General features: G+C 68.8%; 16 protein-coding genes. 6 read left to right on the forward strand and 10 right to left on the reverse strand.

Features of this window, described 5'->3' with window-relative positions:
- Positions 1–35: 35 nt before the first annotated feature.
- From KNN16_RS11185 to KNN16_RS11220, 8 genes are all read right to left on the reverse strand, one after another.
- Positions 36–458, reverse strand: coding sequence for a hypothetical protein (locus tag KNN16_RS11185; RefSeq protein WP_299283984.1), 423 nt, complete (start codon positions 456–458; stop codon positions 36–38).
- Entirely contained in the window at positions 455–1,507 is a 1,053-nt protein-coding gene (locus KNN16_RS11190; protein ID WP_303896987.1) for a zinc-binding dehydrogenase, read from the reverse strand. Before KNN16_RS11190 ends, KNN16_RS11185 begins: the two co-directional genes overlap by 4 nt.
- Before the next feature lie 34 nt (positions 1,508–1,541).
- Positions 1,542–2,708, reverse strand: a complete 1,167-nt coding sequence (locus tag KNN16_RS11195) for an acyl-CoA dehydrogenase (RefSeq protein WP_366972250.1) — start codon at positions 2,706–2,708, stop codon at positions 1,542–1,544.
- Between the two features lie 106 nt (positions 2,709–2,814).
- Positions 2,815–3,678 (reverse strand): 3-hydroxyacyl-CoA dehydrogenase family protein, encoded by an 864-nt coding sequence (locus KNN16_RS11200; RefSeq protein WP_303896988.1) that lies wholly within the window; start codon positions 3,676–3,678, stop codon positions 2,815–2,817.
- 107 nt (positions 3,679–3,785) lie between these two features.
- A complete protein-coding gene (locus KNN16_RS11205; protein ID WP_299283988.1) occupies positions 3,786–4,994 on the reverse strand; it encodes an acetyl-CoA C-acetyltransferase in 1,209 nt (402 codons plus the stop codon).
- A 120-nt stretch (positions 4,995–5,114) separates the two neighbouring features.
- Positions 5,115–5,633, reverse strand: a complete 519-nt coding sequence (locus KNN16_RS11210; protein ID WP_303896990.1) for an HIT domain-containing protein — start codon at positions 5,631–5,633, stop codon at positions 5,115–5,117.
- 212 nt (positions 5,634–5,845) lie between these two features.
- Complete coding sequence (locus KNN16_RS11215) at positions 5,846–6,823, reverse strand: hypothetical protein (RefSeq protein WP_303896991.1); 978 nt, start codon at positions 6,821–6,823, stop codon at positions 5,846–5,848.
- Positions 6,823–7,377 carry an RNA polymerase sigma factor gene (locus tag KNN16_RS11220; protein ID WP_303896993.1) on the reverse strand — a complete coding sequence of 185 codons (555 nt, stop codon included), beginning with the start codon at positions 7,375–7,377 and terminating at the stop codon, positions 6,823–6,825. The genes KNN16_RS11215 and KNN16_RS11220 overlap by 1 nt, the downstream gene beginning before the upstream one ends.
- A gap of 228 nt (positions 7,378–7,605) precedes the next feature.
- Here KNN16_RS11220 and KNN16_RS11225 point away from each other — a divergent pair, with 228 nt between their 5' ends.
- A complete protein-coding gene (locus KNN16_RS11225) occupies positions 7,606–8,184 on the forward strand; it encodes a hypothetical protein (RefSeq protein WP_303896994.1) in 579 nt (192 codons plus the stop codon).
- Positions 8,185–8,216: 32 nt separating this feature from the next.
- On the opposite strand, the gene mutL is transcribed toward KNN16_RS11225, so the two are convergent.
- Complete coding sequence (gene mutL, locus KNN16_RS11230) at positions 8,217–9,899, reverse strand: DNA mismatch repair endonuclease MutL (RefSeq protein ID WP_303896996.1); 1,683 nt, start codon at positions 9,897–9,899, stop codon at positions 8,217–8,219.
- 205 nt (positions 9,900–10,104) lie between these two features.
- Positions 10,105–10,326 carry a cold-shock protein gene (locus KNN16_RS11235; RefSeq protein WP_088571520.1) on the reverse strand — a complete coding sequence of 74 codons (222 nt, stop codon included), beginning with the start codon at positions 10,324–10,326 and terminating at the stop codon, positions 10,105–10,107.
- 407 nt (positions 10,327–10,733) lie between these two features.
- Here KNN16_RS11235 and dnaX point away from each other — a divergent pair, with 407 nt between their 5' ends.
- Genes dnaX through KNN16_RS11260 form a run of 5 tightly spaced genes read left to right on the forward strand, consistent with a single transcriptional unit; the run spans position 10,734 to position 14,436 of the window.
- Positions 10,734–12,275: a DNA polymerase III subunit gamma/tau gene (gene dnaX / locus KNN16_RS11240; RefSeq protein WP_299283994.1), complete on the forward strand. Its 1,542-nt coding sequence runs from the start codon at positions 10,734–10,736 to the stop codon at positions 12,273–12,275.
- Positions 12,276–12,306: 31 nt separating this feature from the next.
- A complete protein-coding gene (locus tag KNN16_RS11245) occupies positions 12,307–12,642 on the forward strand; it encodes a YbaB/EbfC family nucleoid-associated protein (protein ID WP_299283995.1) in 336 nt (111 codons plus the stop codon).
- Positions 12,643–12,668: 26 nt separating this feature from the next.
- Positions 12,669–13,799 carry a PLP-dependent aspartate aminotransferase family protein gene (locus KNN16_RS11250; RefSeq protein WP_303896998.1) on the forward strand — a complete coding sequence of 377 codons (1,131 nt, stop codon included), beginning with the start codon at positions 12,669–12,671 and terminating at the stop codon, positions 13,797–13,799.
- Between the two features lie 50 nt (positions 13,800–13,849).
- Positions 13,850–14,089 (forward strand): DUF433 domain-containing protein, encoded by a 240-nt coding sequence (locus KNN16_RS11255; protein WP_299283997.1) that lies wholly within the window; start codon positions 13,850–13,852, stop codon positions 14,087–14,089.
- Entirely contained in the window at positions 14,089–14,436 is a 348-nt protein-coding gene (locus KNN16_RS11260; protein ID WP_303897000.1) for a DUF5615 family PIN-like protein, read from the forward strand. The genes KNN16_RS11255 and KNN16_RS11260 overlap by 1 nt, the downstream gene beginning before the upstream one ends.
- Positions 14,437–14,628: the final 192 nt, after the last annotated feature.

The following is a 14,628-nucleotide window of genomic DNA, read 5'->3' on the forward strand; positions in this document are numbered from 1 at the left end:
ATCCGTTCATCGATGAACAGAAGGGGATGTCCCGATCAGGACATCCCCTTCTTCTTCACTTCTGCCCCATCCCAGGCCCATCGGATGCCCCCGAGGATCCCGACGGTGAGAAGGAGGGTGAGCAGGCTGATCAGCAGGGCGAAGCCGTGGCTGCCGGCCGTGAAGGGGCTTCGCATCAGCAGCAGGCGGTGGACCCAGATGTGCGCCTGATACAGGGCCATCGCCCCCAGGGCCCACCTCGAAGCCCGGCGCCCCCGGCGCCACCAGAGAACGGCCAGCCCCCCGAAGATCACGGCCCACAACCCGGCCGCCCCCGCCAGATAGCCCCACGGGCCGTGGATCCCTTCCTCGGCCCACGCCCGCGGGACCGCCAGCCCGTAATACAGGGCCCGCAGGGCGTTGAGCAGGGCGAAGTAGGCCAACCACAGCGCCCCCAGGGCGCGCCGCCGCGGGCTCACCGCCCCTCATCCATCCGGAAGACGATCTTGCCGAAGACCACCCCGCTCTCCAGCAGGCGATGCCCTTCCCGCACCCCCTCCTCCGTGAAGGGCAACACCCGGTCGATCACCGGCCGCAACCGGCCGGCGAAGACCAGCCCCATCACGGTCCGGAAATCATCCCGGGTCCCCATGGTGGACCCCAGGATGCTGATCTGCCGGGAGAACACATACCGGATGTCGAAATCCTCCGGGTTCGGGCCGGAGGTGGCCCCCACCACCAGCAGGCGCCCACCCGGCCGCAGACAGCGAATGCTCTTCATCCACGTGGCCTGCCCCACGTTGTCCACCACCACATCTACCCCCCGCCTCCCCGTCCACTGCCAGACCACGCGGGACCAGTCCGGCTCCTGGGAGCGATCGATGACGTGATCGGCGCCCAGGGCGCGAACCCGCTCCGCCTTCTCCGGGTTCGAAGCCACCACCACCACGCGGGCGCCCGCCAGCTTCGCGATCTGAAGGGCCGCGGTGTTCACCCCGCCCCCGGCCCCCACGATGAGCACATCCTCCCCGGGCCGTAGCCCGCCCCGGGTGATCAGCATGTGCCAGGCGGTGAGGAACACCAGGGAGGCCGCCGCCGCCTCCTCATAAGGGAAGCCCCCCGGCAGCTTCAAGACGTTGCGGGCCGGCACCACCACGTATTCCGCGTAGCCCCCTCGCACGTGCTCGCCCAGGATGGCCCCCCGGCGGCAGCGGTTGTCCTCCCCTCGCAGGCAGAACTCGCACTCCCCGCAGCTCAGGGTGGCGTTCACCACCACCCGATCCCCCACCTGAACCCCCGAGACCTCCGGGCCCACCTCGGTCACCACCCCCGCCACATCCGAGCCCGGGATGTGGGGCATCTCCAGCCGCAGGGCGGGGATCCCGCGCCGCACCCAGAGATCGAGATGGTTCATCGCGCAGGCGTGGACGCGGACCTGCACCTCCCCCGGCCCCGGATGGGGCGTGGGCAGCTCCGCCGCCTGCAACACCTCCGGACCCCCGTGCTGATAGAAGACGATGGCCTTCATGGGTGGATCTGCCGCTCCCTGGAGGATGTCGCGTTCAGACGCTGCTCTTGAACCCCAGGATCTGACGGGCGATGACCAGGCGCTGGATCTCGCTGGTGCCCTCGTAGATGGTGGTAATGCGGGCGTCGCGGAAGTAGCGCTCCACCGGCATCTCCCGGCTGTAGCCCATGCCGCCGTGGATCTGGATGGCCTCGTAGGTGATCCACTGGGCGGCCTCGCTGGCGAACAGCTTGGCGATGGCCGCCTCCAGCGTGTAGCGCTCGCCGGTGCGCTTGGCCCGCTCCCGCTTCCAGGCCGCCTGGAGGGTGAGCAGCCGGGCTGCCTCCAGCTTCACCCGCATGTCGGCCAGCTTCCACTGGATGGCCTGGAACTCCCCGATCTTGCGGCCGAAGGCCTCCCGCTGCTTCGCCCAGGCCAGGGCCGCCTCATAGGCCGCCTCGGCGATCCCCACCGCCTGGGCCGCGATCCCCACCCGCCCGGCGTCCAGGGTGGTCATGGCGATCCGGAAGCCCTCGCCCTCCTCCCCCAGCCGGTTCTCGACCGGGCACTCGTAGTTGTCGAGGTAGATCTCACAGGTGGCGCTGGCCCGGATGCCCAGCTTCTCCTCCTTCTTGCCGCGGCTGAACCCGGGGCGGTTGGTCTCGATGATGAAGGCGCTGATGCCGTGATGCTTCTTCTCAGGATCGGTCATCGCGAAGAGGACGATGTAATCGGCCACGGGGCCGTTGGTGATCCAGGACTTACGCCCGTTGATGATGTAGACGTCCCCTTTGCGCACCGCCCGCGTGCGCATGCCGGCGGCGTCGGAGCCCGACTGGGGCTCGGTGAGGGCGTAGGCGCCCATGGCCTGGCCGGTGGCCACCGGCGCCACGTATTTGCGCTTCTGCTCCTCGGTCCCGAAGGTGAGGATAGGGAAGCAGAAGAGCGTGTTGTTGACGGACATGATCGCGCTGTGGGCGGCGTCGGCTTTGGCGATCTCGATCATCGCCAGGGCGGAGGCGATGGCGTCCAGCCCCTGGCCGCCGTATTCCTCGGGGACCTCCAGGCCCATCAGCCCCATGGCGGCCATCTTGCGCACCGTCTCCCAGGGAAACTCCCCTGTCTCATCGTAGCGGGCGGCCACCGGGGCGATCTCCTTCTGGGCGAACTCCCGCACCACCTGCTGGAACATCCGATGCTCTTCGGAGAGCTCGAAGTTCAACCCCGCCTGCGCCAGGATCTCCACCCCCATCGGAAACCTCCTTAAAGCTCAGGATGGACCCGATGTCCAGATCGAACACCACCGGGTCTGCTCTAACCCGCCTCCCTCACGCCGCGTACGTGTAGAACCCCTTCCCGCTCTTGCGGCCCAGCCAGCCGGCGGCCACCATGCGGCGCAGCAGAGGCGGGGCCGCGTAGCGCGGGTCCTTGAACTCCTCAAACATCGCGTCGGCGATGAAGAGCAACGTGTCCAATCCCACGAAGTCCATCAGGGTGAACGGCCCCATGGGGTGGTTCAGGCCCAGCCGGATCGCCGTGTCGATGTCCTCCATGGTCGCCACCCCCTCCTCGAGGAGCCGGATGGCGTCCAGGAGGTAGGGGATCAGCAGGCGGTTGACGATGAACCCCGGGCGGTCCTTGGAGATCACCACCGTCTTGTTCAGGCGCTCGGCCAGGGCCCGGCCCAGGGCCACCGTCTCCTCCGCCGTCTGCAGCCCGATGACGATCTCCAGAAGCGGCATCACCGGGACCGGGTTGAAGAAATGGAAGCCGATGACTTTCTCCGGTCGCCGGGTGACGCTCCCCAGCTCGGTGATGGAGAGGGAGGAGGTGTTGCTGGCCAGGACGGCGTGAGGCGGGCAGATGCGATCCAGCTCCGCGAAGACCTGCTTCTTGGTCGGCATGTCCTCCACCACCGCTTCGATGACCAGGTCGCAGGCGCCGAAGTCCTCCATCCGCAGGGTGCCCCGGATGCGCCCCCAGGCCGCCTCCATCTCGGCGGCGGCCAGCTTGCCCCGCTCCACCGCCTTCGCCATCGAGGCCCGGATGCGGTCCAGCCCCTTGCGGAGGAGATCCTCGTTCACCTCCCGGACGATGACCTGAAAGCCGGCCCGGGCGCACACCTCGGCGATCCCCGAGCCCATCAGGCCGCAACCCACCACGCCCACCGTTCGAACATCCTGCAGCGTCATGGCGATCCTCCCCATCGTTGGGGTGCGTGATCCGTTTTCCGGTAGGAGGGGCTTTCGCCCCGAACTTCCCATCTTCGATGACGCAAAGGTCGCAGCGGAAGCCGCTCCTACGGCTCGAGCTCCACGGCCATGGCCACGGCCTCCCCTCCGCCCAGGCACAGGGTGGCGATGCCCCGGCGCAGCCCGCGGTCCCGCAGGGCGTAGATCAGGGTGACTAGGATGCGGGCGCCGCTCGCCCCCACCGGGTGCCCGAGGGCGATCGCCCCCCCGTTCACGTTCACCCGGCTCCAGTCCCACCGGTATCCCTGCCGTTCCATGGCCCGGGCGTCGGCCAGGACCTGGGCGGCGAAGGCCTCGTTGATCTCGATGAGATCGACTTCCTCCCAGCGCCAGCCCACCCGCTCCAGGAGGCGAGGGATCGCCTTCGCCGGCGCGTAGAACAACCACTGCGGATCCACCGCCGCCTGGGCGTAGCCCACGATCCGAGCCAGGGGCGGGATCCCCAGGGCCTCCGCCTTCGCTCGGCTCATCACCACCACCGCCGCCGCCCCATCGTTGAGCCCGGGGGAGTTCCCCGCCGTCACCCGCCCGTTGGGCCGGAAGGCCGGCTTGAGGCGGGCCAGGGCCTCCATGGAGGTATCCCGCCGGGGGCCTTCATCCGTGTCCACCACCCGGGTGCCTCCCTTGCCGTCAGGGACCTCCACCGGGACGATCTCCGCCCGGAACCGGCCGGCGTCGATGGCGGCCACGGCTTTGCGATGGCTCTCCAGGGCGAAGGCGTCCATCTCCTCGCGGGTCACTTCGAACTGGTCAGCGATGAACTCAGCCAGCTCCCCCATCAGCACCTGGTTGAAGGGGCAGCGCAGGCCATCGGCGATCAGGCTGTCCTCCGCCTGGAGGTGACCGTAACGCATCCCCGCCCGCAATCGGATCAGGTGCGGGGCGTTGCTCATGCTCTCCATCCCCCCGGCCACCACCACGTCTGCATCCCCCGCCTTCACCGCCTGGGCCGCCAGCATCACCGCCTTCAACCCTGAGCCGCAGACCTTGTTGACCGTGACCGCCCCCACCTCGACGGGGATCCCGGCGGCGACCGCGGCCTGCCGGGCTGGGGCCATGCCACTGCCGGCCTGGACCACCTCCCCCATGATGACCTCGTCGATATGGGCAGGATCGACGCCCGCCCGACGGATGGCCTCGCGGATGGCCACGGCGCCCAGCTGGGGCGCCGGGAGGGGCGAGAGCGCCCCCAGCAGCTTCCCGATGGGCGTGCGCGCCGCCCCCACAATCACCGGATCCCGACCGTCTTTGCGCATGGCGATCCCTCCGTGAACAAGGCCTCTCATCCATCCCGCCCTGCCGGGGATCCCCCTCCCGGGCCAACGAACGATCGTTCCCCTCCGCCGGGATGCGCCTCCGCATCCGCTCCGTTCGGATCAGGGATCTCCGGATGGCCGCTGAAGGGAGGAAGCCAGCTCTTCGAACAGCGGCCGGAGACGGCGATAGGTGTCGTCCAGCCATTCGGGGAGCACGCGGGTGTTGCCGATGACCGGCATGAAATTCGTGTCCCCCGTCCAGCGGGGGACGACGTGGATATGGACGTGATCGGCCACCCCGGCGCCGGCGGGCCGGCCGATGTTGGCCCCGACGTTGAACCCCTCCGGCCGGTAGGCTTGACGAAGGGCCTTCAAGGAAAGGGCGACGAGCTGCATCACCTCCAGCATCGTCGGAGGGTCCAGATCCTCCAGGCTGGGCACGTGGGCGTAGGGGATGACCATCAGGTGGCCGTTATTGTAGGGGTATCGGTTGAGGGTCACATATGCGGTGCGCCCGCGAAGGAGGATGTGTTCCGCCTCGTCGGAACCGTCGACCTTCCGGCAAAAGATGCAACCCTGAGGCGCCTCGCCCTCCCCTTTCAGGTAAGCCATCCGCCAGGGGGTCCAGAGCCGTTCCATCGTTGCTCCGCCTGAGGGCAGGTTCCCCCCCATTTTATCCGTTTTGTCGGGGATCGACAAAGCGGCCCGGCCCTGGACGGCCGGGCCTTGTGATGGGTGTGTCCCAAAATCGTAGGACAACTGCGAGCAGTTGTCCTACAAAGCAGCCAGGCCCGACAAAATTGGGACACACCCCTTGTGATGAGGATATGCAGCCGGAGAGAGCCTTACCTCTACCTTCCCGGAGAGCCTTTTGGGCCTTGATCTCCCGGCGGAGCGGAATCCTGGCCTCGGGGAGGGCCCGGAGTGTCTTTTTTCTCCTGGCCTGGAGGGGTGCGGACCGGGCGAGGCGTTTCTTTCTTCTCCTGGCCCGGTGGGGTGCGCGGCGCAGAAGGCGTCTCCTGTTTCTCCAGGCCCGGCGGGGTGTGGATTCGCTCCCGCAGGATCTCCGCCGTCGGCTCCGGCAGGACCGGCGTCTCCACCGACCGGGTCGGTTCGGGGATCCCCCCTTCGGGCCGGCCGAGGACCGGCGCCAGCCCGGCCCAGCGCTGGCGCGCGCGGGCCAGGGCGGAACGGACGTCCGGCGGGGCGACCGCTGCGGCCTCCTCCAGGAGGACGCCCTGACGCTCGTAGAGGGCGCGCAGCCGCGCCGCGGGCCCTGCGGGGCCTTCCGCCCCCAGACGGGCAGCCTCTTCCAGACGGGCCAAGCTCTCCTCGGCGAGGTCGGGGAGCCAGCGCCCCCGGGCGGCGCTCGCCTCGAACTCCGACCAGCGTCGCTCCGCCAGGTAGAGGGCCCGCTCCTCCGGCGACATCCCCAGGGTGACCAGACCTTCCACGGCCCGTTTGACCGGATACAGGGGCTCGCCGGGCAGGCTGGCCTCCGCCGCTCCCACCGCGCTCAAAAGGACCAGGATCAAGCCCAGGACGGCCACCAGCGCCCACGCCCAGCGGAAGACCGGCCGGGACGCCCGCGGGGCAGCCGCCCGCCGGGCTGCGCGGAGCTGCCCCTGACGGATCAGCCGTCGGCGCGCTGCGGGAGAGAGAGCCACCTCCTGGCCGCGCCGGAGCCAGAGGGCGGTCTCCAGAAGCGGGCGCAACGGGACCGCCTCGGGGACTTCCCGCAGGAGCGTCTCCAGGTCCGCGCCCTGCTCCAGCCGGCGCAGACAGCGCTCCAGGATCTCGATCTCAAGCGCGTCTCGCTTCGGATCCATCACCGGATCTTCTCCAGATAACGGGCTAAGGCGCTCAGGGCGCGATGCTGGAGGGCCTTGACAGCGCCCACGGATTTCCCCATCGCCCGAGCCACTTCCTCCAGGCTCATCCCGACCAGGAAGCGCAGGACCACCACTTCCCGCTGCTCCTCGGTGAGCACCCGCAGCGCCCGCTGGATCATCTCCGAGACCGCGATCTCGTCCTCCGGGATGTCCTGGCTGATCTGCGGCCCCGTCTCCGTGTCCTCCAGCGCCACGAGGGGGCGCCGCCCCTGTCGTCGCCAGTGATCGATCAGACGGGCCCGGGCGATGCGGAACAGCCAGGCGCCGAAGGGAAGGCCCCGCTCCTCATACCGCGGCAGGTCCTCGATCATCTTGAGGAACACATCCGCGGTGAGATCCTCCGCCAGCTCGGCGTCGCCCACCCGGTAGAGCAGATAGCGGTAGACGCCATCGGCGTAATGCTGATACAGGGCCGCGATGGCCTCCGGATCTCCCTTCCGCGCCCGGGCGATCCAGCGTCGCTCTTCGGGATGAGGGGTGAGCAGGCCCATCCCTCATCCTCCTATGAAACCGTCCGGAATGAAGCAAACGTCACGCGTATCTTCTCCGAACCCTGGAGCGGTTTATGATTTGGAAGATCCGCAGTCAGACCGCTCTGACCACTTCCGCCTGCGGATTGGAACGGGCCGTCATCCGGTCCCGGGCCTCCTGTCGACCCGGAGGGCACCCGGGGCTGGAGCGGTGTTCGTTCTCCTACTCCCAAACCGGAGGGATCTGCGATGCGACGAATCGTGATCGGGATGGTTGGCAATCTGTTGGGCATCGGGTTGGCCCTGGGCCTGGGGCTGGCGATGGCCCGGGGGGCCGGCGCGGCGGCGCCGGCGGAGGAGCCCACGCCCACACCGACGCCCACGCTCACCCCCACGGTGCCGGTGACCCGGATCCATCCGGTCGCCCTGGCCCTGGCCCGCTGGATCAGCCAGACGTTTCCCACCTTCGGCCTCACGCCGACGATCTCCGTCACGGATCTGATGGGCCTCCACGCCCAGGGCTTCGGCTACGGCGAGATCGCCCGAGCGCTTCAGCTGGTCCTGGCCTCTCAGAGCGACGCCGATCCCACGAACGATCTCTCCCTGGAGCAGGCGCTCCAGCTGGGGCGCCAGGTCGGCTGGGGCCAGGCCTATCGCATTTACGGCCTCCATCCGGGCGGCCGGGGCCTGGGCGTCATCATGCGCTCCGCCCGGTCCAGGGCCTTCGTCACGCCCACGCCGTCCCCCACCCCGGCGACGGGTTCGGGCTCCGCCTCTTCGAAGAAGCCGAACCCGAGCGGCAAGATGCCCAAAGGCCGGGGCCGGTGAGCCCCTCCGAGGCCATGGGCGGGCCTGTCCCCTCAAGGCTCCCGTCCGAACTGATGGGCCAGCTGGCCCAGCGGGAACCGCAACACCGTCGGCCGGCCGTGCGGGCAGGTCCAGGGCATGGCGCATCGCTCCAGCGCCCGCACCAGATGCTGCATCTGCTCCATGCCGAGGACCTGCCCGGCCTTCACAGCGGCGCGCTTGCAGATGCTCCGGATCCAGCGGGCCTCTAAAGCCGCCTTCATCGGCCGTCGCGCTTCATGCAGGTCGAACAGGAGGTCCTGGATCACCGCCCGAATCGCTTCGGCGGAGAGGACGGCCGGGATGGCCCGCACGCGGACGGCGCGGGGGCCGAAGGGCTCGATCCAGAGCCCCAGCTCCCGCAACGTCTCCTGGTGTTCCTCCAGCAGGCTCCTTTCCTCTGGTGAGACCTCCAGCAGCACCGGTTGCAACAGCGGTTGGGCCGGGAGCGGCCCCTCCTGACGCCGGGCCATAAGCTCCTCATACAGCACCCGCTCGTGCGCCGCGTGCTGGTCCAGCAGGTAGAGGCCATCCGGCCCCTCGGCGACGATGTAGGTCGCCTGGAGCTGCCCGATCACCCGGAGCGGGGGAAGGCCGGCCTCCTCCCCGGATGGCTTCGGAAGGACATCTGCGGGCTCCCCGGGCGGGAGGGGACGGGCAGGCATCGAAACCGGCGCCATCGGGGAGGCGACGGACTGAAAGACGCGAGGAGCCGTCTGGCGGAGGGCTCGGTGGGCGGCGCGCTGGACCAGACGGAACACCCGATCCGGATCCCGGAAACGGACCTCGATCTTGGCCGGGTGAACGTTCACATCCACCGCATCGAGGGGAAGATCGATCCAGAGAAAGCTCCAGGGGAAGCGGCCGGCGGGGAGCAGGGTGTGATAGGCCCGCAGCACCGCCGCCGGGAGCATGCGGTCCTGCACCCAGCGTCCGTTCACGAAGAAGGCCATCTCCTGGCGGTCCGGGCGATCCATCCCCGGCGGGCTGATCCACCCCGAGATCCGCATCTCTTCGTCCGCTTCGTGCACCTCCAGGAGGGCTTCCGCCACCTCCGCCCCGTAGAGGGCGGCGAGGCGATGGCGGGGCTCGCGAGCGGCAGGGAGCGTCAGGGCCTCCCGCCGGTCATGCCGGAGGAAGAACGCGACCCTCGGGTAAGCCAGGGCGTAGCGGCTGATCCAGAGGTCGATGGCCCGCCGCTCCGCCCCTTCCCCCTTCAGGAACTTCCGGCGGGCCGGGGTGTTGAAGAACAGGTCCTCCACGATCATCTCCGTGCCCGGGGGGCGCGCCATGGGCCGCTGCTCCCGGATCTCTCCTCCTTCGATGCGAACATACGTGCCCAGCTCTTCCCCGACAGCCCGAGTCCGGCAGGTGACCCGGGCGACGGCGGCGATGGCGGCCAGGGCTTCGCCCCGGAACCCCAGGGTGGCGATGCGGAAGAGGTCCTCGGGCGCGGAGATCTTGCTGGTGGCGTGGCGGGCGAAGGCGAGGGCGACTTCCGCGGCCGGGATGCCACACCCGTCATCGGCGACCCGGATGCGCGAACGGCCGCCCCCCTCCGTCTCCACCTCGATCCGCGAGGCGCCGGCGTCCAGGGCGTTCTCCACCAGCTCCTTAACCACCGAGGCCGGGCGCTCGATCACCTCCCCGGCCGCGATCTGAGCCACCAGCTCCGGGTCCAGCACCCGAATGGGCATGCCCGCGCTCCACGCATGATCCAGGCCGAGCGTCCGCCGCGTATTCCGACGAAGGTATTCTGCTTCTCATCGCCGAGAGGCGCAACTCGCCCCCGACATTGGCGCGCTCTAAGGAGGTCTCTCGTGACGGCGCCTCGTAAAAAGCAGCGGGAGCCTCCGAACGGAGGCTCCCGCTGCCCCGGGTCGGGTGGAGCCGGCACCGTGTTCACTCGGACAGGCGCACGACCTGCTCGGCCTGGAGGCCCTTGGGGGTCTCGCGGATGGTGAACTCCACCCGCTCGCCCTCCTCGAGGTTGCGGAACCCCTGGCCGACGATGGCCGTGTAGTGGACGAAGACGTCGCGGTCCCCTTCGTCCGGCCGGATGAAGCCGTACCCCTTGGTCCGGTTGAACCAGCGGACGGTGCCCTTGACACGCTGACCAGCCATTGCTGCAACTCCTTAAGAAAGATTTTTGAAGCCCGCGAGGGGCGGACTCCCTGCTTCAGGTTGCGGAACGATCCGACCGGAAGAAGGGGATCCGAGGGAGGGAGGCGCGGCCTCGGGGGTGAGCAGGCGCCTGGGCTTCCAAACAAAAAGCCGTCGGGCGAGTCCTGCGTTGACCCGACGGCCAAACCCTCAGAACATCCCCCTCGCGCTCCGGTTCTGCGTTCCGATTCGCTTCTATCATAATCGGATCGGGGATTTTGTCAAGTTTCGCCGGGGGCGTAGGGCAACTGCTCGCAGTTGCCCTCCATGTCCTGCGCCGGAGGCAGGGGCAGGGCGCTGCGTTGCCGGTTTCCCGCCCGTCGGTTATAATGGCGGCCAGACCGGCAGGACTCCGGAGCGTGCCGCCGATGCCGTTGGCCCTCTACCGCAAGTGGCGCCCCCGACGGTTCGAGGAAGTGGTCGGCCAGGAGCATGTGACCCGCACCCTGCGCAACGCCCTGCGCCTGGGTCGCATCGCGCACGCGTATCTGTTCGCCGGGCCGCGGGGGACCGGCAAGACCACCACGGCCCGCCTGCTGGCCAAGGCGGTCAACTGCCTGGCCGAAGCGGTGGAGGAGCGACCGTGCGATCGCTGCCGGATCTGCCAGGCGGTCAACGAAGGGCGCCTCATCGACCTGATCGAGATCGACGCCGCCTCCAACCGGGGCATCGATGAGATCCGGGATCTGCGGGAGCGGGTTCGCTTCTCCCCCAGTGAGGCCCGGTATAAGGTCTACGTCATCGATGAGGCCCATATGCTGACCACCGAGGCCTTCAACGCCCTCCTCAAAACCCTGGAGGAGCCTCCGCCGCACGTGATCTTCGTCCTGGCCACCACCGAGCCCCATCGGATCCCCGCCACGATCCTCTCCCGTTGTCAACGCTTCGATTTCCGCCGCCTGACGACGGCCGAGATCGTTCGGCGGCTGGAGGAGATCGTGGCCGCCGAGGGGCTCTCCGCCGAGCCGGAAGCCCTGGCCTGGATCGGGCGCCAGGCGGCCGGCAGCCTGCGGGACGCGGTGACCCTGCTGGATCAACTCGCCGCCGATGAAGAGCCCATCACGGTGGAGCGCGTGCAACGGACCCTGGGGGCCGGGCGCTGGGATCTGGTGGGGGAGATCGTGGAGGCCCTGAGCGAAGGGGAAACGGCCCGCGGGCTGACCCTCCTCGCCCGCGCCGTGGAGGAGGGCGCCCATCCGCCGCAGCTGGCCCGGCAGCTGGTGGAACACCTGCGTGCGGTCATGTGGCTGCAATGGGGGGATGCCAGCGGGGCGGATCTCCTGCCGGAGCAGCGCGCCGCGGCCCAGCGGCACGCCCGCGCCTTGCCCCCGGAGGTCCTCCCTCGTCTGATCCGCCTGTTCACGACCGCGGCGGCGGACTTCCGGAGCGCCTGGTCGCCGCAGCTCGCCCTGGAGCTGGCCTTCGTGGAGGCGGCCCTGGTCTGTCAGCAGGCCCGAGCGGCCCGGAGCGCCCCTCCTGTTCCTCCCGCTCCCTCGCCGGCGCCCGCGGCGGCGATCCCCGCGCCCCCTTCGCCCGCGCCTCCGGGCCCGGCCTCCCCGTCGGGGGGGCTGACCCTGGAGGCCCTCCGGGAGCGCTGGGCCAGCATCCTCAAGGCAGTGCGGGCTCAGAGCCTGCCCACTGAGGCGCTGCTGAAATCCTGCGCCCTCCATGCGGTGGAAGGCCACACCGTGGTCCTGGCCTGGCCCTCCGAGCTGCTGCGGGACAAGTTCCAGGATCCCCGGGCGAAGGCTCAGGCGCTGGTGGAGGACATCCTGAGCCACACCTTTGGGGTCCCGGTGACGATCCGCAACATCGTGGCCCGCAAGACCCCGCGCCGGCGCCCGGCGGCCGAGGATCCCCTGATCCGGCGGGCGGTGGAGGACCTGGGCGCCCAGGTGGAAGAGGAATGAGATCCCCATCCTTTCGTTCAGGAGCCTGACGATGACCAAGACGCGTGGGTTGGGCAACCCGATGCAGATCCTCCAGCAGATCCAGCGGCTGCAGGAGGAGATGGTGAAAACGAAGGAGGCCCTCGCCCAGGAGACCCTGACGGTGACGGCGGGCGGAGGGGCCATCACCATCGTGATCTCCGGCGATCAGCGGGTGCAATCCATCGCCATTGACCCCGCCCTGCTCTCCTCGGGGGATGTGGAGATGCTCCAGGACCTGCTGGTGGCGGCCATCAATCAGGCCATCGAGCGCTCTCAGGCCTATGCGGCGGAGCGGCTGAACGCCCTGGCCGGCCAGCTGGGCCTGAGCGGGCTGCTCGGCGCCTGACGCTCTCCCTCCGCCGGTGGCTCCCGATGCGCCTGGAAACCCTGGCCGTCCACGCAGGATCCCGCAGCGACCCGGCCACCGGAGCGGTGGCTCCCCCGCTTTATCTCTCCACCACCTTCGAGCGGGCCGCGGATGGGAGCTATCCGCACGGATGGATCTACGTCCGCCATGGCAACCCGAACCGGGCGGCCCTGGAGGAGGCCATGGCCGCCCTGGAGGGAGGCGCGACGGCCCTGGCCTTCGCCTCCGGTTCGGCGGCGGCCTTCGCCGTCTTCCAGGCCCTCTCCCCCGGGGACCGGGTGGTGATCTCGAAGGATCTTTACCACGGCCTGGCCCGGCTGTTCCGGGAGATCCTCCCCGCCTGGGGCCTGCGGGTGGAGTTCGTCGATCTCACCGATCCTGCAGCCGTCGAGGAAGCCCTGCGGACGCCCGCCCGGCTGGTGTGGGTGGAGACGCCCTCCAACCCGATGCTGCGGATCACCGACATCGCCTGGGTGGCCGACCGGGCCCACGCGGCCGGGGCATGGTGTTTCTGCGACAACACCGCCGCCACGCCGATCCTCCAGCGGCCGCTGGCCCTGGGCGCCGACGGCGTGGTGCATTCCGCAACCAAGTATCTGGGCGGTCACGGGGACGTCATGGGCGGGGTGGTGGTGCTGCGGGAGGAGAACGCCTTCGCCCGGCGGCTGCGGGAGATCCAGATCACCGGCGGAGCGGTTCTGTCGCCTTTCGAGTGCTGGCTGATCCTGCGCGGCCTGCGGACGCTCCCCTATCGGATGCGGGCCCATTCGGAGAACGCCATGCGGGTGGCGGAGTTCCTGGCCCGGCATCCGGCGGTGAAAGCAGTGCACTACCCCGGCCTCCCGGATCACCCGGGCCACGCCATCGCGGCCCGTCAGATGACAGCCTTCGGAGGGCTGCTTTCTTTTCAGGTGTGGGGAGGCCGGGAGGCAGCCTTGCGGGTGGCCGGTCGGGTGCGGCTGTTCACCCGGGCGACCAGCTTCGGAGGGCCCGAAAGCCTGATCGAGCACCGGGCCTCCATAGAGGGCCCCGGGACCTCCACGCCGGAGGACCTTCTGCGCCTCTCTATCGGCCTGGAGCACCCCGACGACCTCATCGAGGATCTGGACCAGGCGCTGGTGGCGGAAACTCATTAGAAAGGGTCGGGCTATAATGGTGAATGAAGAATTCGATAAGAGGAGGCCCCATGAATCCAGAGCGACGGGAGCTTGCTCCAGGCATTGAAGCGAACCCGGAGGTGGTCAGCGGGGCCCCGGTGCTGCAAGGGACCCGCATCCCGGTGTGGGCAGTCCTTCGCGCCGTCGCCGATCTGGGGAGCATTGAGGAAGCGGCCCAGGCGTATGAAGTTCCTTCGGACCGGATTCGGCAGGCTCTTTATTATGCGGCGGACTTGCTGGAGGAAATCCGCGTGGGTATCCTGGCTTGATGCATCTGCTCATCGATCAGAACATCCCGCCTCGCGTGGCGGATGAGCTGTCTGCCCTGGGCTACTCTGTGGATCACGTGAGCCGTGTCGAGCTGGCACAAGCCAGCGATCCGGAGATCATCCGGTTCGCGCTCCAGCGCGGGATGACCTTGGTCACCCAGGATCTGGGGCTGGCCCTTTGGATGCCCCACCCGCATTTCGGATTGCTTATACTTCGCCGCATTCCTATTCCCAGAATGGCCGCTTCCATCGCAGAAACCCTTCAGGATTTGAACACGAAGGGGATCTCGCTCCAGAATCGCATTGTAATGATTGAGCCTGGACGCTATCGGGTTCGCATGCGTTAAAAAGGCGAGGGTAAGAACTTCAGCGTTACGCTTGGAGCCCCTCTCTCCGATACAGACATAACTTCTATGAACACTCTATGGACACGAAGCGAGATCTGGCCTCAGGGGGGATCCGACAATCCGGCAGTTCTCGCTTCTGCTTTCCTTACAGGCTTGCTTGGGCTGCAAAGCGATCGGGACTTGGCCTTGCAG

Origin of the sequence: Thermoflexus hugenholtzii (assembly GCF_018771565.1) — a bacterium.
GTDB classification, from domain to species: domain Bacteria; phylum Chloroflexota; class Anaerolineae; order Thermoflexales; family Thermoflexaceae; genus Thermoflexus; species Thermoflexus hugenholtzii_A.